The organism is Limnohabitans sp. TEGF005 (assembly GCF_055394835.1).
In genome coordinates this window covers 1,143,817-1,164,791 of sequence record NZ_AP029226.1, presented here as the reverse complement: position 1 = coordinate 1,164,791, position 20,975 = coordinate 1,143,817, and the positions used below count along the sequence as shown (strand labels likewise).

Annotated in this window: 21 protein-coding genes and 1 pseudogene; 9 read left to right on the top strand and 13 right to left on the bottom strand. The window is 60.3% G+C overall.

Going from position 1 to position 20,975, the window contains the following annotated elements:
- The first annotated feature begins 6 nt into the window (after nt 1-6).
- The 5 genes from earP (at nt 7) to ACZ5RG_RS05590 (ending at nt 3,756) form a co-directional block, all read left to right on the top strand.
- Entirely contained in the window at nt 7-1,110 is a 1,104-nt protein-coding gene (gene earP / locus ACZ5RG_RS05610; RefSeq protein WP_464447990.1) for an elongation factor P maturation arginine rhamnosyltransferase EarP, read from the top strand.
- Nucleotides 1,111-1,204: 94 nt separating this feature from the next.
- Nucleotides 1,205-1,687, top strand: coding sequence for a YeeE/YedE family protein (locus ACZ5RG_RS05605; protein ID WP_298599418.1), 483 nt, complete (start codon nt 1,205-1,207; stop codon nt 1,685-1,687).
- Nucleotides 1,684-2,124, top strand: coding sequence for a DUF6691 family protein (locus ACZ5RG_RS05600; protein ID WP_464447989.1), 441 nt, complete (start codon nt 1,684-1,686; stop codon nt 2,122-2,124). Before ACZ5RG_RS05605 ends, ACZ5RG_RS05600 begins: the two co-directional genes overlap by 4 nt.
- A gap of 96 nt (nt 2,125-2,220) precedes the next feature.
- Complete coding sequence (gene efp, locus ACZ5RG_RS05595) at nt 2,221-2,775, top strand: elongation factor P (protein ID WP_019428864.1); 555 nt, start codon at nt 2,221-2,223, stop codon at nt 2,773-2,775.
- A gap of 102 nt (nt 2,776-2,877) precedes the next feature.
- The gene (locus ACZ5RG_RS05590; protein ID WP_464447988.1) at nt 2,878-3,756 is read left to right on the top strand and encodes an LOG family protein; all 879 of its coding nucleotides are present in this window, start codon (nt 2,878-2,880) and stop codon (nt 3,754-3,756) included.
- Nucleotides 3,757-3,787: 31 nt separating this feature from the next.
- Here the strand turns inward: ACZ5RG_RS05590 and ACZ5RG_RS05585 are convergent, their stop codons facing one another.
- Genes ACZ5RG_RS05585 through pncB form a run of 5 tightly spaced genes read right to left on the bottom strand, consistent with a single transcriptional unit; the run spans nt 3,788 to nt 9,884 of the window.
- Entirely contained in the window at nt 3,788-4,960 is a 1,173-nt protein-coding gene (locus ACZ5RG_RS05585) for an MFS transporter (protein WP_298599426.1), read from the bottom strand.
- A 28-nt stretch (nt 4,961-4,988) separates the two neighbouring features.
- Entirely contained in the window at nt 4,989-6,374 is a 1,386-nt protein-coding gene (locus ACZ5RG_RS05580) for a DNA recombination protein RmuC (RefSeq protein WP_298599429.1), read from the bottom strand.
- A complete protein-coding gene (locus ACZ5RG_RS05575; RefSeq protein ID WP_464447987.1) occupies nt 6,371-7,357 on the bottom strand; it encodes a 2-hydroxyacid dehydrogenase in 987 nt (328 codons plus the stop codon). Before ACZ5RG_RS05575 ends, ACZ5RG_RS05580 begins: the two co-directional genes overlap by 4 nt.
- A gap of 31 nt (nt 7,358-7,388) precedes the next feature.
- Nucleotides 7,389-8,672 (bottom strand): sodium:proton antiporter NhaD, encoded by a 1,284-nt coding sequence (gene nhaD / locus ACZ5RG_RS05570; RefSeq protein WP_312260902.1) that lies wholly within the window; start codon nt 8,670-8,672, stop codon nt 7,389-7,391.
- An 18-nt stretch (nt 8,673-8,690) separates the two neighbouring features.
- A complete protein-coding gene (gene pncB, locus ACZ5RG_RS05565; RefSeq protein WP_464447986.1) occupies nt 8,691-9,884 on the bottom strand; it encodes a nicotinate phosphoribosyltransferase in 1,194 nt (397 codons plus the stop codon).
- A gap of 173 nt (nt 9,885-10,057) precedes the next feature.
- Here pncB and ACZ5RG_RS05560 point away from each other — a divergent pair, with 173 nt between their 5' ends.
- Complete coding sequence (locus ACZ5RG_RS05560) at nt 10,058-11,323, top strand: putative Na+/H+ antiporter (protein WP_315235668.1); 1,266 nt, start codon at nt 10,058-10,060, stop codon at nt 11,321-11,323.
- Between the two features lie 7 nt (nt 11,324-11,330).
- Here ACZ5RG_RS05560 and ACZ5RG_RS05555 read toward each other — a convergent pair whose 3' ends face one another.
- From ACZ5RG_RS05555 to ACZ5RG_RS05530, 6 genes are read right to left on the bottom strand one after another with little or no spacing between them, the layout of a single operon-like run.
- Entirely contained in the window at nt 11,331-11,966 is a 636-nt protein-coding gene (locus ACZ5RG_RS05555) for an ABC transporter ATP-binding protein (protein WP_298600244.1), read from the bottom strand.
- The gene (locus tag ACZ5RG_RS05550; protein ID WP_464447985.1) at nt 11,953-12,807 is read right to left on the bottom strand and encodes an ABC transporter ATP-binding protein; all 855 of its coding nucleotides are present in this window, start codon (nt 12,805-12,807) and stop codon (nt 11,953-11,955) included. Before ACZ5RG_RS05550 ends, ACZ5RG_RS05555 begins: the two co-directional genes overlap by 14 nt.
- Nucleotides 12,804-14,669: an ABC transporter permease gene (locus ACZ5RG_RS05545; protein ID WP_464447984.1), complete on the bottom strand. Its 1,866-nt coding sequence runs from the start codon at nt 14,667-14,669 to the stop codon at nt 12,804-12,806. The genes ACZ5RG_RS05550 and ACZ5RG_RS05545 overlap by 4 nt, the downstream gene beginning before the upstream one ends.
- 29 nt (nt 14,670-14,698) lie before the next feature.
- On the bottom strand, nt 14,699-15,436 hold the full coding sequence (locus ACZ5RG_RS05540) for a nitroreductase (RefSeq protein ID WP_464447983.1): 738 nt from the start codon (nt 15,434-15,436) through the stop codon (nt 14,699-14,701).
- Nucleotides 15,433-15,885 carry an acyl-CoA thioesterase gene (locus ACZ5RG_RS05535; RefSeq protein ID WP_298597073.1) on the bottom strand — a complete coding sequence of 151 codons (453 nt, stop codon included), beginning with the start codon at nt 15,883-15,885 and terminating at the stop codon, nt 15,433-15,435. Before ACZ5RG_RS05535 ends, ACZ5RG_RS05540 begins: the two co-directional genes overlap by 4 nt.
- The gene (locus tag ACZ5RG_RS05530) at nt 15,882-16,811 is read right to left on the bottom strand and encodes a histone deacetylase family protein (protein WP_464447982.1); all 930 of its coding nucleotides are present in this window, start codon (nt 16,809-16,811) and stop codon (nt 15,882-15,884) included. Before ACZ5RG_RS05530 ends, ACZ5RG_RS05535 begins: the two co-directional genes overlap by 4 nt.
- A 193-nt stretch (nt 16,812-17,004) precedes the next feature.
- Between ACZ5RG_RS05530 and ACZ5RG_RS05525 the strand changes: the two genes are divergently transcribed.
- Entirely contained in the window at nt 17,005-17,538 is a 534-nt protein-coding gene (locus ACZ5RG_RS05525; RefSeq protein ID WP_298597068.1) for a phasin family protein, read from the top strand.
- 14 nt (nt 17,539-17,552) lie between these two features.
- Here the strand turns inward: ACZ5RG_RS05525 and ACZ5RG_RS05520 are convergent, their stop codons facing one another.
- Nucleotides 17,553-17,708, bottom strand: a complete 156-nt coding sequence (locus ACZ5RG_RS05520) for a hypothetical protein (protein ID WP_162131420.1) — start codon at nt 17,706-17,708, stop codon at nt 17,553-17,555.
- Between the two features lie 206 nt (nt 17,709-17,914).
- Nucleotides 17,915-18,847 carry a patatin-like phospholipase family protein gene (locus ACZ5RG_RS05515; RefSeq protein WP_464447981.1) on the bottom strand — a complete coding sequence of 311 codons (933 nt, stop codon included), beginning with the start codon at nt 18,845-18,847 and terminating at the stop codon, nt 17,915-17,917.
- A gap of 78 nt (nt 18,848-18,925) precedes the next feature.
- Between ACZ5RG_RS05515 and ACZ5RG_RS05510 the strand changes: the two genes are divergently transcribed.
- Complete coding sequence (locus ACZ5RG_RS05510) at nt 18,926-19,969, top strand: extracellular solute-binding protein (RefSeq protein ID WP_298602190.1); 1,044 nt, start codon at nt 18,926-18,928, stop codon at nt 19,967-19,969.
- 239 nt (nt 19,970-20,208) lie between these two features.
- A pseudogene (locus ACZ5RG_RS05505) lies at nt 20,209-20,655 on the top strand (TonB-dependent receptor plug domain-containing protein); the annotation flags it as partial.
- Between the last annotated feature and the right edge of the window lie 320 nt (nt 20,656-20,975).

Genomic DNA, 20,975 nt, shown 5'->3' with positions numbered 1-20,975 from the left:
CCCACCATGAACACGCGCCAGCCCCCCAAACAATGGGACCTCTTTTGCACCGTCATCGACAACCACGGCGACCTGGGTGTGTGCTGGCGGCTGGCCCGTCAACTGGCCGATGCAGGGCAATCGGTGCGCCTGTGGGTGGACGATGCCTCGGCTCTGGCTTGGATGGCCCCGGACAATTGGCAAGCCCAATGGCCCCACATCCGGGTGCGGCCTTGGGCAGACGCCAGCGATCTGGCCTTGTTGGCCAGCTTGCCGCCGGGCGATGTTTGTGTCGAAGCCTTTGGCTGCACCCTGCCCGAAACCTTTGTGGCCCACGCTGTCGCCACGCGCTCCAAGCAGCCCGCCTGGATCAACCTCGAATACCTGAGCGCCGAAAGCTGGGTGCCCCGCATGCACGGCCTGCCCTCACCCGTGATGAGCGGCCCGGCCAAGGGCTGGAGCAAGGCTTTCTTTTATCCTGGCTTCACAGCCGATACCGGCGGCTTGCTGCGTGAGGCCGACTTGCTAGCCCGGCAACAAAGCTTTGACAGCGCTGCCTGGCGTGAACAACACGCCCCCAATCTGGCCCCTGACGGCCTGCTGATCAGCTTGTTTTGCTACGAGCCCGCAGCACTGCCCCAGCTGCTGAGCCAATTGGTGGGCACACCGCACCACCTGCTGGTCACCCCTGGCCGACCGCTGGCAGCCGTGCAACAAGCCGTGGCCCACATGACCGCGCAGCCGAGCTGGAGCACCCTGCCCTACACCGACCAAAACGGCTTTGACGAGATGCTCTGGGTCTGCGACTTGAATTTTGTGCGCGGCGAAGACTCGCTAGTGCGCGCCCTCTGGGCAGGCCAGCCCTTCATTTGGCACATCTACCCACAAGACGACAACGCCCACCACGCCAAGCTGGAAGCGTTTTTGGATTGGCTGCAGGCCCCTGAAAGCCTGCGACAGGCGCACCGGGTTTGGAATGGGCTTGAGGGGGGCGAATTGACCATCCCCCATGCTGGCCTGCTGGCGGAATGGACCGCTTGCGTTCATACAGCGCGGCAACAGCTGTCCAGTCAGGCCGATTTGGTGAGCCAATTGATCGCGCACATGGCCCCCCCGCACACAGCACCGTGACTGGGCGCATGGCTTACAAAATCGCGCACACCGGTCTTTGCCTCGACCCCTTCATACAACGGTGCCCTCAAGCACTCACCGATAATCCGGCCCCATGACATTGATTGACACCCTCTTCCCCCTCGGCTGGCAGCACTATCTGCTGGGCGGCTTGACGATTGGCGCTGGCGTGGCGCTGCTGTACCTGTTCAACGGCTGGGTCGGCGGCATGAGCACCGTTTTTTCCAGCAGTTGGTCCTTTGTGTTGAAACGTGACTTTTTTCGGCAAGACCGCTTTTTGAACACCCGCAACTGGCGCTTGATTTATGCCTTGGGTGTGGTGCTGGGGGCCTTGGTCTGGCGCTTTGCGCTGGCGGGCGGTGAAGCGCAGCACACCAGCGTGCCCGCGTGGCAGCTGTTGCTTGGCGGCTTTTTGGTGGGTTATGGTGCCCGTCTGGGCAATGGCTGCACCTCGGGCCACGGCATTTGTGGGCTGGGCTCATTGCAATTGCCGTCCTTGGGCGCGGTGCTCACTTTCATGGCCACCGCCTTTATGACCGCCAACCTGCTGGCGATCACCACGAAAGGCCTGGCATGAACACACAGACTTTGAACCCTCACACCCTCACCCTGCCCAAAGCGTTGATCACTTTTCTCGCCGGGGCCTTATTCGGCTTTGGCCTGTCGCTGGCCACCATGGTTCAGCCCGAAGTGGTCTTGAGTTTCTTGCGCTTTCAAGACTGGGGGCTCATGTTGGTGATGGGCGGCGCAGCGGGGCTGGCCCTGCTGGCCTACAAAGGCTTTCCGCGCTGGTTTGCTCGCCCCTTGTTGGGCGGTCAGTTCCTCACCCAGCCTGCCAGTTGGAACCGCCAAACGGTCATTGGTTCGGCCATTTTTGGCATGGGATGGGGCCTCAGCGGCGTTTGCCCTGGCCCGGCCATTGCGGCTTTGGGCACGGGCAACACCGACATTTTGTGGGCCTTGGCTGGCATTGTGCTGGGCGGCCTGGCGCATGGCCTGACAGCTCGGGATTGATCCCCGCCCACCTTGCCCGCCAAAAAACCGAGCTCCAGAGGTTAGAATAATGGGCTTGGCTTAAGGCCATCCCTCTTCATTCCAGATTCAAATCCTATGAAAACCGCTCAAGAAATCCGCGTCGGCAACGTCATCATGCACGGCAAAGACCCCATGGTCGTCCTGCGCACCGAATACCAACGCGGCGGTCGTGGCTCGTCCACCGTGCGCATGAAGCTCAAAAGCCTGATTGCCAACTTCGGCACCGAAGTCGTGTTCCGCGCCGACGACAAGATGGACCAAGTCATTCTGGACAAGAAAGAGTGCACCTACTCTTATTTTGCTGACCCGATGTATGTCTGCATGGACACCGAGTTCAACCAGTACGAAGTCGAAGCCACCAACATGGGCGACGCCCTGAACTACCTCGAAGACGGCATGGAACTCGAAGTGGTGTTCTACAACGAGAAAGCCATCTCGGTCGAATTGCCGACCAGCGTGGTGCGCGAGATCACTTGGACCGAGCCAGCCGTCAAAGGCGATACCTCCGGCAAAGTGCTCAAGCCCGCCAAGATCGCTACTGGTCTGGAAGTGCCCGTGCCTTTGTTTGTGGCCCAAGGTGACAAGATCGAAATCGACACACGCACTGGCGAATACCGCAAGCGCGTCTAATCGAGGACGAACCCTGAAGAAAGCCCCGCAAGGGGCTTTTTTCATGGGCGCTTGCCCAAACAAGCCCACTCGACCGCCACAGTGCAAAGGCACAATGGCTGCATGCAATCGATCCAAGACCTTCAAGCGCCCTCTTTGCCCAACGCCTGGGCTGAAACGCACACCGAGTTTCACGATGCCGGTTTGCTGGAGCCGCAAGCCAGCCGACTGGCCTTTGCCGACCCTGAATTTCTGCTGCGCCGCGAAACCCGGGGCATCCGTTTCCAGCTGGAAATGCTCAAACCCGATTTGGCCCAGACCGAGGCCAAGATTGAACACACGGTGGTGGTTTTTGGCAGTGCCCGCTTCCCCGACATGGCCACGGCGCAGGCCAAACTGCAGGCAGCGGCACTGAGCGGTGAACCGCAAGGCATCACCCAAGCCGAAACCGGGGTGCGCAACGCACAACATTACGAAAATGCCCGGGTCTTTGCCCAGTTGGTGGCGCAGTCTTGTTCTTGTTTGCCCGATGACGAAAAACTCTACATTTGCACAGGCGGCGGCCCCGGCATCATGGAAGCGGCCAATCGGGGCGCCAAAGAAGCAGGTGCGCCCTCAGTCGCACTCAACATTGCCCTGCCCCACGAACAACATCCCAACCCTTATGTCACGCCCGAGCTGAGCTTCAAGTTTCATTACTTTGCGCTGCGCAAAATGCATTTCATGATGCGCGCCAAGGCCTTGGTGGCCTTTCCGGGAGGATTTGGCACGCTGGATGAGCTGTTTGAAGTGATGACGCTGGTGCAAACGCGCAAAGCACGGCCCGTGCCGATCTTGTTGTTTGGCAGCGATTACTGGAAACGCCTGATCAACATGGATGTGCTGGTGGAGGAAGGCACCATTTCACAAGAAGACCTGAAACTGTTTCGCTACGTGGATACGCCCGAGGCTGCTTGGCAGGTGATTTGTGCCTTCTACCAGTTGGCTGTGACTGGCCTGTAAACGGCAGTCCGGACAAAAAGGACCCGAGTGATCAGTGGCGCTGGCCGGGACGAAGCCGCCAAGCGGCACGCGATCCCAAACCCACGACACTGCCCACCACCCAGAACACCGGGGCCACACCCGCCACAGCGCCTGCCGCCCCGAACAGCATGGGCATGAGCACGCTGGACGCGTTGATGCTCATCAGCCGCAAACCCAGCGCTTCGCCTTGGCGGTGCTGTGGCGTGATCTGGTGCAAGGTGCTCATGATCATGGGCTGCACTGTGCCCAACACCAAGCCCAGCAGCACCGAGCACAGGCCCATGCTCCAGGGCGTGGGCATGAAAGGGTAAAGGCCAAACAACAGGGCCGTGCACACCATGGCCCCCGTGATGATTTGGTGCTCTTGCACATGGCGCGAGATCCAGGGCAAACACACCCGGATGAACGCTGCAGCGATGGCGAAAGCGCCCAGTATGGTGCCCACCACCGATGCACTGAAGCCCCGCTCGTGGCCCAACACAGGCACCACAAAGGTGTGCACGTCCCAGCAAGAAGACAGCAGCCAATTGACGCCAAGCAAGCGCCGCATCATGGGTTCGGCCAACAGGTCCATGGCACGGCGCGGCGCGGCATGGTCAATCGATTTGGGCGTGTGCAGTTCAGGCACCTTGCGCACCCAAAACCAAGTGCTCAAAGGCAGCACCGCCATGCACAAAAAGGCCCAGCGAAAGCCCGTGACATGGGCGGGCTCTGGCCCGGCGTAGTCGATCAACACGCCCGCCAGTACCGGCCCCAAAAAGTTGGAAATGGCCGGGCCAATCGACAACCAGCTGAAGGCAGCCTTGAGTTCTGCCGGGTCTTGGGCCATGCGCCCAACGTGGCGTTGCAGTGAAATGACGGCCATGCCCGTGGCACCGCCAGTGGCCAGAGCGCTCAGGCACATGACCGGAAAAATCGGCCACAAGACCGATAGACCGGCCCCCACAGACGACATGACCACACTGATCAGCAAGGGTTTTTTGAGGCCCTTGCGGTCGGCATAACGCCCCGCAGGCAAAGCCAAAAACACCTGAGTCAGGGCAAACAAAGCCAATAAGGCGCCCACCGCCATGGCGCTGAAACCCTGTTTAAGGGCCAGCAAGGGGATCGCCATGCGCATGCCCGCCATGCACGCGTGCAAAAAAACCTGCCCTGCGATGAGCCGTGGCAAAGGGTTTTTCATGTCAGGTCAGCCTGCCCCAACGGCGTTGTCAAACGTCACCGCCAGGCAAAAGCGCTTGCGCTTCGGGTTCGGGCAAAGCATCGACCTGGCGCAAAGCCCGGTTCATCACGTTGCTGCGGGTCTGGGCCTGGTCCAGGGTGTTGAGCACGGTTTGAGTCTGGTTGCGGACTTTGTCCAGCACATCGCCAAACTTGCCAAACTCGGTCTTGACCGCGCCCAGCACCTGCCAGACCTCGCTAGAGCGTTTTTCAAGGGCCAAAGTCCGGAAACCCATTTGCAGCGCGTTGAGCAAGGCCATCAAGTTGGTCGGGCCCGCCAGCGTGACGCGGTGGTCGCGCTGCAAGGTTTCCATCAAACCGGGGCGGCGCAGCACTTCGGCGTAAAGACCTTCGGTGGGCAAAAACAAGATGGCAAAGTCGGTGGTGTACGGTGGCTCGAGGTATTTTTCGGCAATGGACTTGGCTTCGAGCTTGATGCGCGTTTCCAGCGCCTTGGCGCACAGCTCGGCCTGCACCGGATCGGCACGGCCTTGTGCTTCCAGCAAACGCTCGTAGTCTTCGTTGGGAAACTTGGCGTCGATGGGCAACCAAACCGGGTCACCGCTGTCCGATCGGCCAGGCAGCCGGATGGCAAAGTCCACCCGGTTTTTGTCGCCAGGACGCGTGGCCACCTGCACCGCGTATTGCTCGGGCGTGAGCACCTGCTCGAGCAACGAAGCCAACTGCGCCTCGCCAAACATGCCTCGGGTTTTGACGTTGGTCAGCAGGTGCTTGAGGTCGCCCACGCCCTGGGCCAGGTTGTGCATTTCGCCCAAACCTTTGTGCACTTGTTCCAGCCGCTCGGCCACTTGCTTGAAGCTTTCACCCAAGCGGGCTTGCAGCGTGGCCTGCAGCTTTTCGTCCACCGTCTGGCGCATTTCGTCCAGCTTGGCGGCGTTGCTTTGCTGCAGTTGGGCGAGTTGCGTCTCCATGGTGCCGCGCATCTCAGTCAAGCGCCGGGCGTTCGACTCTGACAGCGCATTGACCTGTTGCGCCAGGCTGTCGGTCAGGCTTTTTTGCAGCAAGGCCAGCTGCTGGGCCAGCGCGTCAATCTGTTGGTTTTGCGTGCGCGTGGCTTCGGCGCTTTGCTGCAACAGCGATTGCTGAAACAGCGTGAGCGTCTGCATGGCCTCTTGCCGCCCTTGCACGCCGGACTGGTTGATTTCGGTGCGCAGCTCGCGCTCCAGCCGTTCGGTCTGGGCTTGCACCGCCGCAAACTGTTGCAGCTGCCACGCCATTTGCTCGGCGGTTTGGTCTGCTGCGATCTTGGCTGCGGCGTCCGTGTCTTCCTGTGGGGCCGTTTTGGAGCGGAACAACAACACCAACACCACCAGCAGGTTCAAGCCCACCAAGGCCAACAAAACCCATTCGTTCATGCCGCAGCGCCCGGCAAAGTGTTCAGCGGGGTCAGCGCTTGGCCACGGGTCAGGTAAGCGATCAGGTTGTCGGCGGCCAACTGGGCCATGGCCCGTCGGGTCTTGACCGTGGCGCTGGCGATGTGGGGCGTCAACACCGCATTGGGAACCTTGAGCAAATCGGGGTGAACTTGGGGCTCGCCCTCGAACACATCCAGACCCGCCGCTGCGATCTGGCCCGCGGCCAAGGCCTTGGCCAAAGCCGCATCGTCCACGATGCCGCCGCGAGCGATGTTGACCAAGGTGGCGCTGGGCTTCATCAGCGCCAACTCGGCAGCGCCGATGGTGTGGTGCGATTCGGCGCTGTAAGGCACCACCAGCATCACATGATCAGCGGTTTGAAGAAGCTCTTGTTTGGACACATAGCGGGCTTTGCATTCGGCCTCCAACTCGGGGCTCAAACGCGAGCGGTTGTGGTAAATCACGTTCATGCCAAAGCCATGTGCGGCGCGGCGGGCAATGCCCTGTCCGATGCGGCCCATGCCGATGATGCCGATGGTCGAGCCATGCACCTCGGCCCCGGCAAACATGTCGTAGCTCCACTTGGTCCACTTTCCGGCACGCAAAAAGTGTTCGCTTTCGGTGATGCGACGGGCCGTGGCCATGAGCAGTGCAAAGCCGAAATCAGCCGTCGTCTCGGTCAAGACATCGGGCGTGTTGCTGGCCAACACGCCTGCAGCGGTCATGGCGGGCACGTCGAAGTTGTTGTAGCCCACGGCCATGTTGGCCACGATGCGCAACTGCGGGTTGGCTTGCAGCAACGCCGAGTCGATGCGCTCGCTGCCGGTGGTCAATGCGCCCACTTTGCCTTGCATGCGGCGGCTCAGCTCGGCGCCAGACCAAACCTCGTCGGTCTGGTTGCTCTCGACTTTGAAGTGCGCGGACAAGGCATCCAGAACATCCGGAAAAATCGCACGGGCGACCAAAATTTCAACTTGATTCAAGATACTTCTCCGATGGGATGGCCCTGGGGCCTCAATGTGTCAGCTGGAACTGAACCATGTAAACAACAGCACCTGCCAAGTAGCCCAACAAAGCCCAAATGCTGATTTTTTTGGCATACCAGACAAAATCAATTTTCTCAAGGCCCATGGCAGCCACACCGGCGGCAGAACCGATGATCAGGATCGAGCCTCCGGTCCCGGCGCAATAAGCCAGAAATTCCCACAAGAAACTGTCGGTGGGGTATTGCTGCAAGCTGTACATGCCCATGGATGCGGCGACCAAGGGCACGTTGTCAACCACCGCGCTCACCAAGCCGATAAGCACCACAATGACATCCAACCGCCCCACGCTACGGTCCAACCATTGGGCCAGGGACGACAGGATGTGGGTGTGCTCCAACGTGGCCACAGCCAGCAAGATGCCGACAAAAAAGAGCACTGCGCTCATGTCGATGCGGGTCAATGCGCTGACCAAGGTGAGGTGCGATTTGGCATCGTCTTCCTTGTCTTTATGAACCACATCGCCCACCATCCACAAAAGCCCGAGGCCCAGCAAAATGCCCATGAAAGGCGGCAAATGGGTCACCCCTTTGAACACCGGGACGGCCACCAAAATACCCAGCCCCAAGAAGAACATGAGGTTGCGCTCAAAGTCGGTGGTGCCAGCACCCCCGACTCCGTCCTGGCGAACGGGTGCTTGCACAGCACGCCCACGCAACAACCAAGCCATGACCGACAAAGGGACCAGCAAACTGACGATGGACGGCAGGAACAAGCCCTTCATGATCTCCAGTGCGGTGATCTGGCCACCGATCCAAAGCATGGTGGTGGTCACATCACCAATAGGCGTCCAAGCGCCACCGGCATTCGCGGCGATCACAATGGCACCCGCAAAAAAGAGGCGGTCTTCGCGTTGGTCGAGCAACTTTTTCATCAAGGACACCATCACGATGGCCGTGGTCAGATTGTCCAGCACCGCGCTCAAAAAGAACGTCACCAAGCCGACCAGCCACATCAACCGCGACAGTGAGCTTGTCTTGATGCGCGAGGTCAACACCTCGAAACCATTGTGCGCATCGATCACCTCAACGATGGCCATGGCCCCCATCAGGAAAAACACGATTTGCGCTGTGGACATCAAGGACTCGCCCAATTCTTGTGACACTGCAGCTGGGTTGTTGGCCCCCATGGCATAGAGGGTCCAAAGTAGCCCGGCAGCCAACAGGGCCGTGGCGGTTTTGTTCACCTTGAGCGGGTGCTCCAGCGCAATGGCGGCGTAGGCCAGCACGAATACAAGAATCAAAAGGGTCAACATGAATGGCGTCTTTCAGTATCAGTGCAGAGAGATCAACGGGTCAATTTCAAATACCTGGCGCAAATAGGCCAGATACTTTTCGTCGTCGCACATGCCCTTGCCGGGTGTGTCGGACAATTTGGCCACGGGTTGGCCATTGCAACGTGTCATCTTGATGACGATCTGCAAGGGCTCGTAGCCCAGGTCATTGGTCAGGTTGGTGCCCACCCCAAAAGCCAATTGGCAGCGGCCCCTGAACTGCTCGAACAGCTCAATGGTGCGGGGAATGGTCAGACTGTCGCTGAAGATCAAGGTCTTGGTTTTGGGGTTGACCCGGTTGTGCTGGTAGTGGGCGATCATGCGCTCGCCCCAGCTGAACGGGTCGCCGCTGTCGTGGCGAGCGCCGTCAAACAGCTTGCAAAAATACAGGTCAAAATCGCGCAAAAAGGCGTTGAAGCCGTACACATCGGACAGTGCAATGCCCAAATCGCCCCGGTATTCTTTGGCCCACGACTCAAAAGCAAAAATCTGGCTGTCGCGCAAGCGTGGCCCCAGCGCCTGACAGGCCTGCAAATACTCATGGGCCATGGTGCCCAGCGGCGTCAGACCCAGCAAATAGGCGTAATAAACGTTGCTGGTGCCCGCAAACTGGCCAGAAGGCCCGGTGCCCAAACGGGCCGACAAGACGCGCAACACTTCTTCGTGCCAGGCCCGTGAAAACCGGCGGCGCGTGCCGTAGTCGGCAATCTTCAGGGTCTCAAAACCGGGGGCCTGCAGTTGCGCGATTTTGGTGTCCAGGCGGCGGCGGCCCTCCATCAAATCGGGCACCTTCTGGGTGTTGCGGAAAAACACCTCGTTGACGATGGCCAGCACCGGAATCTCGAACAAGATGGTGTGCAGCCAAGGGCCCTTGATGGTGATGTCGATCTCGCCCGAGGGCAGAGCCGTGACCATGATGTACTTTTCGTTGAGCTTGAACAAATCCAAGAAATCAACAAAATCACTTTTGATGAAGCGCAAGGAGCGCAGGTACTGCAACTCGCCCTCCTTGAAAGTCAGGCTGCACAAGGAGCGGATCTCTTCGCGGATCTCTTTGGCAAACGGGGCCAACGGCACACCCGGGTTACGGCACTTGAACTTGTATTCGACCTGCGCACCCGGAAACTGGTGCAGCACGACCTGCATCATGGTGAATTTATACAGGTCGGTGTCGAGCAAACTGGTGATGATCATGGCAGGGGGTATCTGCCCACAAGACCGGGGCGACGCAAAAGGCTGGAAGGCTGATATTAACCAAATATGACAGCCGCCCCGTTCGATCCGATAAGATCGATGCGGGTGCTGCCCCAGACACGGGGCAACAGGTTTTTTGCGAAGGTCGGGCCGCCTCGCAAGCGAGGTTTTTCATGCCCCCCCACGTGCCCATCTATTTGCAATGGCTTGCCGCTGCCTTTTTCGCGCTTGCCCTGATCCATTCGTTTTCCACACGCCACTTTGAACGGCTGGCGCACAAGCACCCGCGCCATGCGGGGTTTTGGCATTTGCTGGGCGAAGTCGAGGTGGTGTTCGGCCTTTGGGCCAGCTTCTTGATGGCGCTGATGTTCATGCTGTTGGGGCAGGCCCACACCCTGACTTATCTGGAGTCGCGCAACTTCACAGAGCCCTTGTTTGTTTTTGCCGTGATGGTGATCGCGGGCACGCGCCCGGTGCTGAGCCTGGCACGCCAAGGGGTCGTGCGTTTGGCCGCTTTGTGGCCCGGCCCGCAAAACTTGCCCATCTACCTGGTGGTCTTGGCATTCGTGCCGCTGCTGGGGTCGTTCATCACCGAGCCTGCTGCCATGACCTTGGGGGCATTGTTGCTGCGCGACACACTGTTTGCCAAAGTGGTGTCTGAACGCTTGAAGTACGCCACATTGGGCGTGCTGTTTGTCAACGTGTCGATTGGGGGCACGCTCACCCCGTTTGCTGCGCCACCGGTGCTCATGGTGGCCCATATCTGGCAGTGGGATTTTGCGTTCATGCTCCAGACTTTCGGCTGGAAAGCCGCGCTGGCGGTGCTGGTCAATGCCTTGGGGGCCAGCTGGCTGTTTCGCCGAGAGTTGACAGCGCTGCCCAAGAGCCCGGCCCCACAAGAGGCCGCCGTTCCGGCCAGCATCATGGTCGTGCATGTGCTGTTTTTGGCAGGCGTCGTCTTTTTTGCCCACCATCCTGTGGTTTTCATCGGACTGGTTTTGTTGTTTTTGGGCTTTGTCACGGCCTGGCAGCAACACCAAAGCCCGCTCATCCTGCGCGAGGCACTGTTGGTGTCGTTTTTTCTGGCGGGGCTGGTGGTTTTGGGGGGCTTGCAGCAGTGGTGGCTCGAACCTTTGCTGCTGGGTTTGCCATCCGACGCCGTCTTTTACGGCGCTTTGGTGTTGACGGCCATCACCGACAACGCGGCTATCACCTATTTGGGCTCGCTGGTGCCGGGCTTGAGCGATGACTTCAAGGTGGCGCTGGTGGCCGGGGCGGTGACGGGCGGTGGCCTGACCTTGATCGCCAACGCGCCCAACCCGGCGGGTGCGGCCATCCTCAAGGCGTATTTCCCCAACAACACCATCGCGCCCTTGCGGCTTTTGTTGGCGGCCATCCCGCCCACGATGGTCGCTGCGCTGGCCTTCCGATGGCTTTGAAGTCGGTTCAGGCCAGACGGCCACCGACCAGCGTCAAGACCCGCTGCGCGTGAGCGGCCAAAATTTGGTTCTGTTCGGCCACCAACATGGCCACCCCTTCTTGGGCCAGCTGCAGCAGGGCATTGCGCAAAGACGCCACCAACACCGGGGCAATGCCTTCGCAAGGCTCATCCAACAACAACAAGCGTGGGCCGGTCATGAGGGTGCGCGCCAAAGCCAGCATTTGCTGCTCGCCCCCGCTCATCTGGCTGGCAGGCCGGTGCAGCATGGTTTGCAATTGCGGAAACAAGCCCAGCACCCGCTGGTAACGCGCTGCGGGCGTGCCCTGCCCTGCGGTCTGTGCAGCGATCCAAAGGTTGTCATGGACCGACAGGCTGGTGAACAAACGGCGGTCTTCGGCCACAAAACCCAGACCTGCCTGCGCACGACGGTGAGCAGGCCATGCCGCGATGGGCTGACCGTCCCAACAGATCTGGCCTTGCACACGCGGGCCAATGCCGATCAAGGCTTGCAATAGGGTGGATTTGCCTGCGCCATTGAGGCCTTGCAGCACCACCAGCTCGCCCTCGCCCACATGCAAGCGCACGTCAAACAAGGCCTGCGCTTGGCCATAAAAGGCGTTCAGGCCTTCAACGTTCAGCATGTTGCAGGTCTTTCATGTCGAAATCGAGCCCCAGATAACGCTCACGCACCTGCGGGTCTTGCGCCACGGCTTCGGGCGTGCCGTCGGCCACCAGCCGCCCTTGCATCAGCACCAACACCCGGTCGGCCACGCCAAACACGGCATCCATGTTGTGCTCGGTGTACAGCACCGTGACGCCTTGCGCCGCCACTTGACGCACCAAAGCCATCATGTCGGCCCGCTCGGCCATGGCCAGCCCAGCAGCGGGCTCGTCGAGCAACAGCAACGATGGGCCTGGGTCGGTGGCATTGTTGGCAACGGTTTTGGCCCCGGCTTCGGGCAGGCCCGCCAGCGCCATGGCCAGCTCGAGCCGTTTTTTGGCCCCGTAAGGCAAATCGGCCACGGTGGCGCGGACCACCCCTTGCAGCCCGGCTTGGGCCGCCAACTGAAAGGCCCGCTCGGGTTGGCGTTGGTTCAAGCGGTCCCACCAAGCCAGCGGCGCAGCCCCGCGCAGCACCAGCTGAATGTTTTGCAGCACGGTCAAAGCCTCGAAAGTCTGGGCCACCTGAAAGGTGCGGGCGACGCCTAAGCGCTGGCGTTCGGCCGGCGTTAGCCCCAACAAGGGCTGGCCTTGCCAAAACACCTGCCCGGCGGTAGGCGCGTGCTGCCCAGCCAAACAGGCAAAGCAGGTGGATTTGCCCGCTCCGTTGGGGCCAATCAGGGCCACGCACTGGCCTGAAGGCACATCAAAATCGACACCATCGAGGGCACGAACGCCACCAAAATGCTTGGCCAAGCCCCGCACCTGCAAGGCGGCGTGTGTCGAGGGCGGCAAAGGCGTGTGGTTGTGTGTCGGGTTCATGCCGTTCGCCCTTTGGAAAAACGTGCCAGCCCAAGCTGCAAACCGCCCAGCACACCGCTGGGGGCCAACACCATCACGGCCATGATCACCAAGCCCAAAACGCCGCGCCAATAATCCAGGCCCTGACCCAGCTCGGCCCCGCCCCAAACCAAGAGCGCACTGCCCACGGCCGCACCCCACAGCTGGTGCACACCGCCGAGCAAAATGACCAACAAAGCGTCCACCGACATGGCCACCGAAGCGACCGATGGGAAAACCGCGCCCTTGAACGCCGCCCACAAGCCCCCAGCCAAACCGGCCAAAGTAGCACTGCCGACAAACACCTGGTAACGCAAAGCCTGCACCGGCAAACCACTGGCCGCCGCCCGCAGCGGCGCGTCGCGCAAGGCCTGCAAAGCCGCCCCTCGGCTTGACCCCACCACCCGCGCCATGCCCACCAAGGCCAGCAAGACACCGGCGCACAGCAGCGCGTCCCACAGTGGCCGCTGCTCGGGCTCGATCAAGCGCAGACCAATGAGGCCGTTGTCACCGCCCGTCAGGCCCACCCATTGCGTGGCTCCCGCCCAAACCATTTGGGCCAAAGCCAAAGACAACATGGCCAGGTACACGCCGCTGCTGCGCACCACCAAAGCCCCAAACAGCAAAGCCACCGCCAGCGCCAGCGCCATGCCTGCCACCAAGGCCAGTGCCCAACCCGCGCCCACCTGCAGGTGCGCCAGCGCTGCGCCGTAAGCGCCCAGCGCAAAAAAGGCGGCATGGCCAAAACTGACCAAGCCGCCCAAAGCCATCATCCACTGCAGGCTCAGGCCAAACAGCATCATCACCATCACGTCTTCGGCCAAGCTGCGGCCATAGTCGCCCTGCCCCCAAGCCAAAAGCGACAGGCCCACAAAAGTGGCGACAAAAACAGCACGGCCTGCAACGCCCACTGGCCACAGCGAAAAGACCGACACGCTTTCGCGCTGCTCGGCGTGCACAGCAGAACCGGCCAGCCCTTGCGGACGCCAGACCAGCACCACGGCCATGGTCAAAAACACCAGCACCAGCGTGGCTTGCGGGAAAAAGCTCAGCCCCAATGCATGGATCACCCCGATCAGCACAGCTGCCGCAAAAGCCCCACCAATGCTGCCCAGCCCCCCAGTCACAACCACCACAAAAGTCTCGACCACCACGTTCACATCCATTTGCAAGTGGGCCGGTTCGCGCGGCAACTGCAAGGCACCAGCCAAACCCGCCAGACCGCAACCCAACATCACCACGCCCAGCATGAGGGGCGCTGGGTTCACGCCCAGGGCAGCGAGCATGTCGCGGTCTTGCGTGGCGGCTTTGACCCGCTGCCCCCACAGCGTGCGCGTGAGCAAAAGATGCAGGCCCAGCCAGACCAAAGGGCCCAGTGCCAAGGTGAACAGTTGCCAGGTGGGGAAATACGACTCGCCCAGCGCGATCGCTCCCTTGAGGCCGGGAAAGCGCGGGGCAAAGACCTCTTCAGGCCCGAAGTACCAGCGCATGGCGTCGTGCAGCGCCAGCGTCAGGCCAAAGGTGGCCACCAGTTGGTAAAGCTGCGGCGCATGGCGCATGCGCTTGAGCAACAGCACCTCGGTGACTGCGCCCAGCAAGGCGGCCAGACAAGCGCCCATGAGGATCACCGCGCCATAACCCCAAACCGACTCGGCCATGGCGGGCCACCCGTGGGTGACGGCATGCGCCGACCACAAAGCACCCAGCATGAAGAAACTGCCGTGCGCGAAATTGACGATGCGGGTCACGCCAAAAATCAGCGTCAAACCCGAGGCCATCAAAAACAAGGTGGTGGCGTGGCTCAAACCATTGAGCAGTTGAAGCGCCAGTGCGTCGAATCCCAAACCAGGCCCTTGTCTTTAAATCAAAAGCTTCACTCCACCCAGTGGGTGAAGTCTTGTGCCGGAACGCGGGTGGTCTGAAAGGTGTTGACCTGGGCCGACTCGTCGGCATAGCCCAGCGCCATGCCACAGACCACCATCTCGTTTTCACCCGCGCCCACATGGGGCAAGATGATTTTGGCAAAGCCATTCCAGGCCGCTTGTGGGCAGGTGTGCAGGCCTCTTGAACGGGCCGCGACCATGACCGTTTGCAAGAACATGCCGTAGTCGAGCAAGCTGCCCCGGCCCATCACTTTGTCGATGGTGAAGATCAGGCCCACCGGCGCGTCAAAAAAGCGGAAGTTCTTTTGGTGCTGCGCGTGCATCAGGGCTTTGTCGCCCTTGCCAATGCCCAGCACGCCATAAAGACCAAAGCCGCACTCGCGGCGGCGGTCAATGTAGGGGCTGACCCATTTTTCGGGGTAATAGTCGTACGACTCGGCGTATTCAGCCGCCAAGGCCGGGTTGGCCGAAATGGCATCGTGCGCGGCGCAGGTCTTGGCCACCAGTTCATCGCGCTTGGCACCTTGCAGCACATAGACCTTCCAGGGCTGGGTGTTGGTGCCGCTCGGGGCGCGGGCGGCCATGTACAGCACCTCTTGCAACACGCTGCGGTCAACCGCTTGGGGCAAATAAGCGCGGGCCGAAAAGCGGCTCAAGATGGCGGCATCGACGCTGGCCGGGTCGCTCACACGGGTGCTGACTTGGGTGCCGATGTTCAGAATGCTCATGTCAATGTCTCCAAAAATGCTTTAAGTGCGGTGGGCAGCGGCACCGGGCGGCGGGTCTCGCGGTCCACGTACACATGCACAAAGTGGCCCCGCGCGGCGCTCAACTCTTCACCTTGGGCGAACAGGCCCACCTCGTAGCGCACGCTCGACGTGCCCAGCTTGGCCACCCGGATGCCCGCCTCTATGGTTTGCGGGAAGGCCAAGGGCGCGAAGTAAAAGCACTGGGTTTCCACCACCAGGCCGATGGTCGATCCAGCATGGATGTCGAGCACACCTTGCTCAATCAGCGTGGCGTTGACGGCGGTGTCGAACCAGCTGTAATAAACCACGTTGTTCACGTGGCCGTACACGTCGTTGTCCATCCAGCGGGTGCTGATGGCGCGAAACGCCTTGTAGCTGTTGCGTGCGTCGGCTTGGGGCTTAACGGAAGGTGTGGCTGTCGCGTTCATGGCTGCTGATTGTGCCAGCGTTGCCAATAGCCCAATGCCACGTCCCACGTCTGCATTTGAACCTGCACCGTGGTCTCGATGTCGTGGCCATAACCCCCGCCCATGCACATGACCACGGGCAGTTTTCGCTGCCAAGCCCAGTCCATGACCACCCGGTCGCGCTCTTGCATGCCGTCGGCTGTCAATTTCAGCCGGCCCAGCCGGTCGCCTTCGTGCGGGTCAGCGCCCGCCAGGTAAATCACCAAATGCGGGTCAAAACGGTCTTGCAAGGTCTGCAGCGCTTGGTGCAAAGCGGCCAAATAGGGCTCGTCGGTGCAGCCGTCGGGCAGGCCCACGTCGAGGTCGCTGGCCTCCTTGCGAAACGGAAAGTTCTTTTCGCCGTGCAGCGACAAAGTGAACACCGTCGGGTCCTTGGCAAAGATGTGCGCGGTGCCGTTGCCTTGGTGCACGTCCAAATCGATCACGGCCACCCGCATTTTTTGGCGGTGCAGCCGCCAGGCTTCGGCCTGCATCAGGCGGGCGGTGACGGCAATGTCGTTGAACACGCAAAACCCGCCGCCCTTGTGTGCGTAGGCGTGGTGCGTGCCGCCTGCCAAATTGCCCGCCACGCCTTGGGTCAGCGCATCTCGGGCAGCGACCACGGTGGCACCCACCGAACGGCGCGCCCGCTCGGCCATGGCCGGGCTCCACGGAAAACCAATTTCGCGCTGCACTGCGGCATCCAGCCCACCCGTGGCCACGCCTTGTATATAAGCGGGCGTGTGCACCAGCGCCAACTCGCCGTCGCTGGCGGCGGGGGCTTCGCACATCTGCACGCCCGGCAGTTCAGCGCTCAGCCGGTCACGCAGGCGGCTGTACTTGTGCATGGGAAAGCGGTGGCCTTCGGGCAAGGGCAAGACAAAGTGGTCGGCGTAATAGGCGTGCATGGGTCTGTTTGATAAGACCCCGATTCTAGAAAACCCTCTCTAAACTGAGCAGCCAACCCGCCAATCCCCTTGCAATACCTCATGGAAACCCTAAAATTCAAACCATGCTGCACTGCAACAATGTTGTACGGCCCCGGCCAGTTTCGGCGCAGTCTTTTGAAACCCCACTTAATTTTTTGATCTGGAGATCCTCATGATGACCGCTGAACAAATCGTCGCCTCGCACAAAGCCAACGTTGAAACCCTGTTTGGTTTGACCGCCAAAGCCTTCGAAGGCGTGGAAAAGTTGGTCGAGCTGAACCTGAGCGCCGCCAAGGCCGCTTTGGACGAGTCCGCCAACAGCACCCAAGCCGCTCTGAGCGTGAAAGACGCCCAGGAATTGGTGGCCATGCAAGCCAACTTGTTCCAGCCTTTGGCCGAGAAGACCGCTGCTTACAGCCGTCACCTGTACGACATCGCCTCCGGCACCGGTGGCGAGTTCACCAAAGCTTTCGAAGCACAAGCTGCGGCTGCTCAAAAGCAGTTCGCCACCTTGGTGGACAGCGCTGCGTCCAACGCACCTGCAGGCTCCGAGCAAGCCGTGGCCATGATGAAGGGCGCCGTGACTGCCGCCAATTCCGCTTTCGAATCCGTTCAAAAAGCCGTCAAGCAAGCCACTGACATGGCCGAATCCAATCTGGCTTCGGTGACCCAGTCTGCTGCGCCCAAAGCTGCCAAAAAGAAGTGATTTTTTGAGGTCAGTCAAGATGCCTCGGCTCTTGACTGCTCTTTTTGCAAGTTGTCTCCTCGGATCTCTTTGAATTTCGTCTGGGAAACAGGGATCCCTTCAAGGGCTGATCGCAAGATCAGCCCTTTTTTTGCGCTGATTTTCTGCGTCTGCTTGCCTTCGACCACCATGGATACCCGCATGCGCGGGTATGACAAATAGCCGACCCGATCGGGGGTCCACGCCCAAACCCTGTCACGCCCGAACCCTGTCACCCCCGACCAGATCGGGGGTCCATGTCTGCTTGCCTTCGACCACCATGAATACCCGCATGCGCGGGTATGACAAATAGCCGACCCGATCGGGGGGCCATGTCTGCCTCGGCGTTTGGGGAAGATCAGCGCCCCGCTTCAAAATCCGCCAGCCGCGCTTTCAGGCTGGGCAGCATGGCCCGCATGGCCACGCGGCCCGCTTCTATGGAGCGCATCCGGGCTCCAAAGTCGGCACTTTTGACGCCCGACAGAGCGGGACGGACCACAAAATCGGCGTCTTTCAAGGCCAAGGTGTTGATGCTTTTGCCCATGATGGCGAAGGTCTGCATCAGGATCTGGAAGGTATCGCCCGACGGATTGCCTTCGGGGTCGCTGGAAATGTCGACCGCGATCACAAAATTAGCCCCCATGTCCCGCGCTTGACGTACCGGCACCGGGGCCACCAAACCGCCATCCACGTATTCACGATCCCCAATGCGCACGGGCTGGAACACAGCGGGCACGGCACTCGATGCGCGCACAGCCGCCCCCGTGTTGCCACGTCTGAAGGTGATGGATTCACCGCTGCCCAGATCGGTGGCCACAATGCCCAAAGGGATCTTCATTTGCTCAAGGCTGCGGCCGCCCACCTGCGTATTGACATATTTGGCCAGCGCCTCGCCGCGCAGAGCGCCCCGGTTCAGTATCGGCAGCATCCAGTCCGTGATATCGGCTTCTTGCATGGTTTCGGCCAAACGGGCAAGTTCGGTCGTGCTTTTGCCACTGGCATACAAAGCGGCCACCAGACTGCCCGCCGAGGTGCCGGCCACATGGCTGGGGCGCAAGCCCGCTTCTTCGAGCACCTGAATCACCCCCAAATGGGCGAAACCACGGGCGGCACCTCCGCCCAAAGCCAAGCCCAGCTTGATCTCGCGGCGCTCTACGGCATGCGGCACGGTGCTATTTTCCCCTGCAGGCCCTTTGCCCACACTGCCGCAACCGGTCAGTACCAAAGCCAAGAGCATGGCCCCCAATCCCGTCCATTTGCGGGCTCGCCCAAATCGCTTCACTGATTTCATCTTTTCACTCAAATCTTATTGATAATGATTCGCATTTGGATTAAACTCCAGCCATCGACGAACCAAGGCCTGAAGACCATGACACTTTCCAAATCCCTTTTGAGCATCGCTTGCCTTATGGCCGCCTCCTCGGGCATGGCGCAAGACAAAGTCCTGAACATTTACTCAGCCCGCCATTACCCGACCGATGAAGCGCTTTACAGCGACTTCACCAAAGCCACGGGCATCAAGATCAACCGGGTCGATGCCGACGATGCCGGTATTCTCGCCCGTCTGAAGGCCGAGGGCGCGGCCTCACCTGCCGATGTGATTTTGCTGGTGGATGCCGCCCGCCTGTGGCGAGCCGAGGTCGATGGCCTTTTCCTGCCTGTCAAATCGACCAAACTCGAAGATGCCATTCCGACCCACTTGCGTGCCAAACCCACCGACAACGGCGGCACCGCCTGGTTTGGCCTGTCCACCCGCGCGCGCGTGATCGTGTACGACAAGATCAAGTACAAAAAAACCGACTTGGACAGTTACGAAAAGCTGGCCGATCCCAAGCTCAAGGGCAGTTTGTGCATCCGCTCGGGCTCGCACCCTTACAACCTGAGCCTGTTTGGTGCCATGACAGAGCACCTGGGCCCCGCCAAAACTGAGATTTGGCTCAAAGGCATGGTCGACAACATGGCCCGCAGCCCCAAAGGCGGTGACACCGATCAGATCAAAGGCGTGGCCTCTGGAGAGTGCGGCGTGGCTGTCACCAACACCTATTACTTGGCCCGCATGATGCGTTCGACCAACCCGGCGGACAAAGCGGTGACCGAAAAAATCGGCGTGGTCTTCCCCAACCAAAACAGCTGGGGCACGCATGTGAACGTGGCTGGTGGTGCCGTGGCCCGCCACGCTAAGAACACGACCAACGCCATCCAGTTCCTGGAATACCTAGCCAGCCCATCAGCGCAAAACCACTTTGCCAACGGCAACAACGAGTGGCCTGCCGCCAAAGGCGTCAGTTTTGACAACCCGGCACTCAAAGCCATGACAGGCGGCAGCTTCAAGAGCGAGCTGATCCCCATCAGTGCCGTGGGCATGAACCAAGTCAAGGTACAGCAGATGCTGGACCGCGTCGGCTTCAAGTAAAGCCCGGCAACACCCAACAGCCTGCCTGATTTCAGTCCTCTGAAATCCTGCAGGCGCGAATAAACAGCCAGCCATTCACGCCGAGCAGCGCTCGGATGGTGATAGCCAGCCATTGAACCCAACGGCAAACCCGGTTTGCCATTTCCTCTCACTCAATGACTCGCATCGCCATGACTCAAAGAAACAAGCACGTCCAAAACACGCAGCCCCAGGCCAAACTGTTGCCCCTGGCCGCCGTGATGCTGGCTGGCTCACTCTCGGCCACGCCTTACGCCATGGCGCAAGAAAACAAGCCGGAAGAAAAAACACTCAAAGCGGTGACGGTGAAAGACAAAGCCGAAGTCGACATGGCTGAAGGCAAAAACAGCGTCCGCGCCACAGAGACCCGCATGGGCAAAGGCCAACAAGCGCTGCGCGACATCCCGCAATCGGTGACGGTGGTGACCGAAAAACTCATGGACGACCGCAACCTGGACACCTTCAAAGATGCCCTGAAAAACACGGCGGGCATCAGCTTTTTGGCGGCCGAAGGCGGTGAAGAAGACATCCGCTTGCGCGGCTTTTCTTTGCAAGCCACGGGCGATGTGTTTGTCGACGGCGTGCGCGACCCGGCTTTTTATGAGCGTGACACCTTCAATCTGGACCGCCTGGAAGTCTTGCGCGGATCGGCCTCCATGCTGTTTGGCTGCGTATTCCAGTGATGTTGACCAATCAACCCAGCAACGTGACCAACTAGTCCAATCGTTGTAACCATCGACAGCTATCGGCCAAAAGCGGACGATGCTGTTGTTGTATCAATCTGTGATTTAGGCTGGTTGTAGTCACTCGCGGTAAGTGGACGTCATAGTTGCGGCGATTACTACCGGTCATTTAAGCGGGAGGAGCTACGAGGACCGTTGTAATTGAAATACCGGTCACTCGACATGCCGCGTATGCGATCCGTGCTTATGCGAACATGATCGGGCGGTCTGGTGCTGGCTGTACAGACACCCCGCTGTCATGGAGT

Coding starts and splice junctions, on each gene's coding strand:
- nhaD (WP_312260902.1), bottom strand. CDS start 8,672: ATGTTGACCCTTTTGATTCTTGTATTCGTGCTGGCCTACGCCGCCATT.
- ACZ5RG_RS05525 (WP_298597068.1), top strand. CDS start 17,005: ATGATGACCGCTGAACAAATCGTCGCCTCGCACAAAGCCAACGTTGAA.
- ACZ5RG_RS05530 (WP_464447982.1), bottom strand. CDS start 16,811: ATGCACGCCTATTACGCCGACCACTTTGTCTTGCCCTTGCCCGAAGGC.
- ACZ5RG_RS05585 (WP_298599426.1), bottom strand. CDS start 4,960: ATGAAAAACCCTTTGCCACGGCTCATCGCAGGGCAGGTTTTTTTGCAC.
- ACZ5RG_RS05535 (WP_298597073.1), bottom strand. CDS start 15,885: ATGAACGCGACAGCCACACCTTCCGTTAAGCCCCAAGCCGACGCACGC.
- ACZ5RG_RS05550 (WP_464447985.1), bottom strand. CDS start 12,807: ATGAACCCGACACACAACCACACGCCTTTGCCGCCCTCGACACACGCC.
- ACZ5RG_RS05560 (WP_315235668.1), top strand. CDS start 10,058: ATGCCCCCCCACGTGCCCATCTATTTGCAATGGCTTGCCGCTGCCTTT.
- ACZ5RG_RS05515 (WP_464447981.1), bottom strand. CDS start 18,847: ATGAAATCAGTGAAGCGATTTGGGCGAGCCCGCAAATGGACGGGATTG.
- earP (WP_464447990.1), top strand. CDS start 7: ATGAACACGCGCCAGCCCCCCAAACAATGGGACCTCTTTTGCACCGTC.
- ACZ5RG_RS05510 (WP_298602190.1), top strand. CDS start 18,926: ATGACACTTTCCAAATCCCTTTTGAGCATCGCTTGCCTTATGGCCGCC.
- efp (WP_019428864.1), top strand. CDS start 2,221: ATGAAAACCGCTCAAGAAATCCGCGTCGGCAACGTCATCATGCACGGC.
- ACZ5RG_RS05555 (WP_298600244.1), bottom strand. CDS start 11,966: ATGCTGAACGTTGAAGGCCTGAACGCCTTTTATGGCCAAGCGCAGGCC.
- ACZ5RG_RS05580 (WP_298599429.1), bottom strand. CDS start 6,374: ATGAACGAATGGGTTTTGTTGGCCTTGGTGGGCTTGAACCTGCTGGTG.
- ACZ5RG_RS05520 (WP_162131420.1), bottom strand. CDS start 17,708: ATGGTGGTCGAAGGCAAGCAGACGCAGAAAATCAGCGCAAAAAAAGGG.
- ACZ5RG_RS05540 (WP_464447983.1), bottom strand. CDS start 15,436: ATGAGCATTCTGAACATCGGCACCCAAGTCAGCACCCGTGTGAGCGAC.
- pncB (WP_464447986.1), bottom strand. CDS start 9,884: ATGATCATCACCAGTTTGCTCGACACCGACCTGTATAAATTCACCATG.
- ACZ5RG_RS05605 (WP_298599418.1), top strand. CDS start 1,205: ATGACATTGATTGACACCCTCTTCCCCCTCGGCTGGCAGCACTATCTG.
- ACZ5RG_RS05590 (WP_464447988.1), top strand. CDS start 2,878: ATGCAATCGATCCAAGACCTTCAAGCGCCCTCTTTGCCCAACGCCTGG.
- ACZ5RG_RS05600 (WP_464447989.1), top strand. CDS start 1,684: ATGAACACACAGACTTTGAACCCTCACACCCTCACCCTGCCCAAAGCG.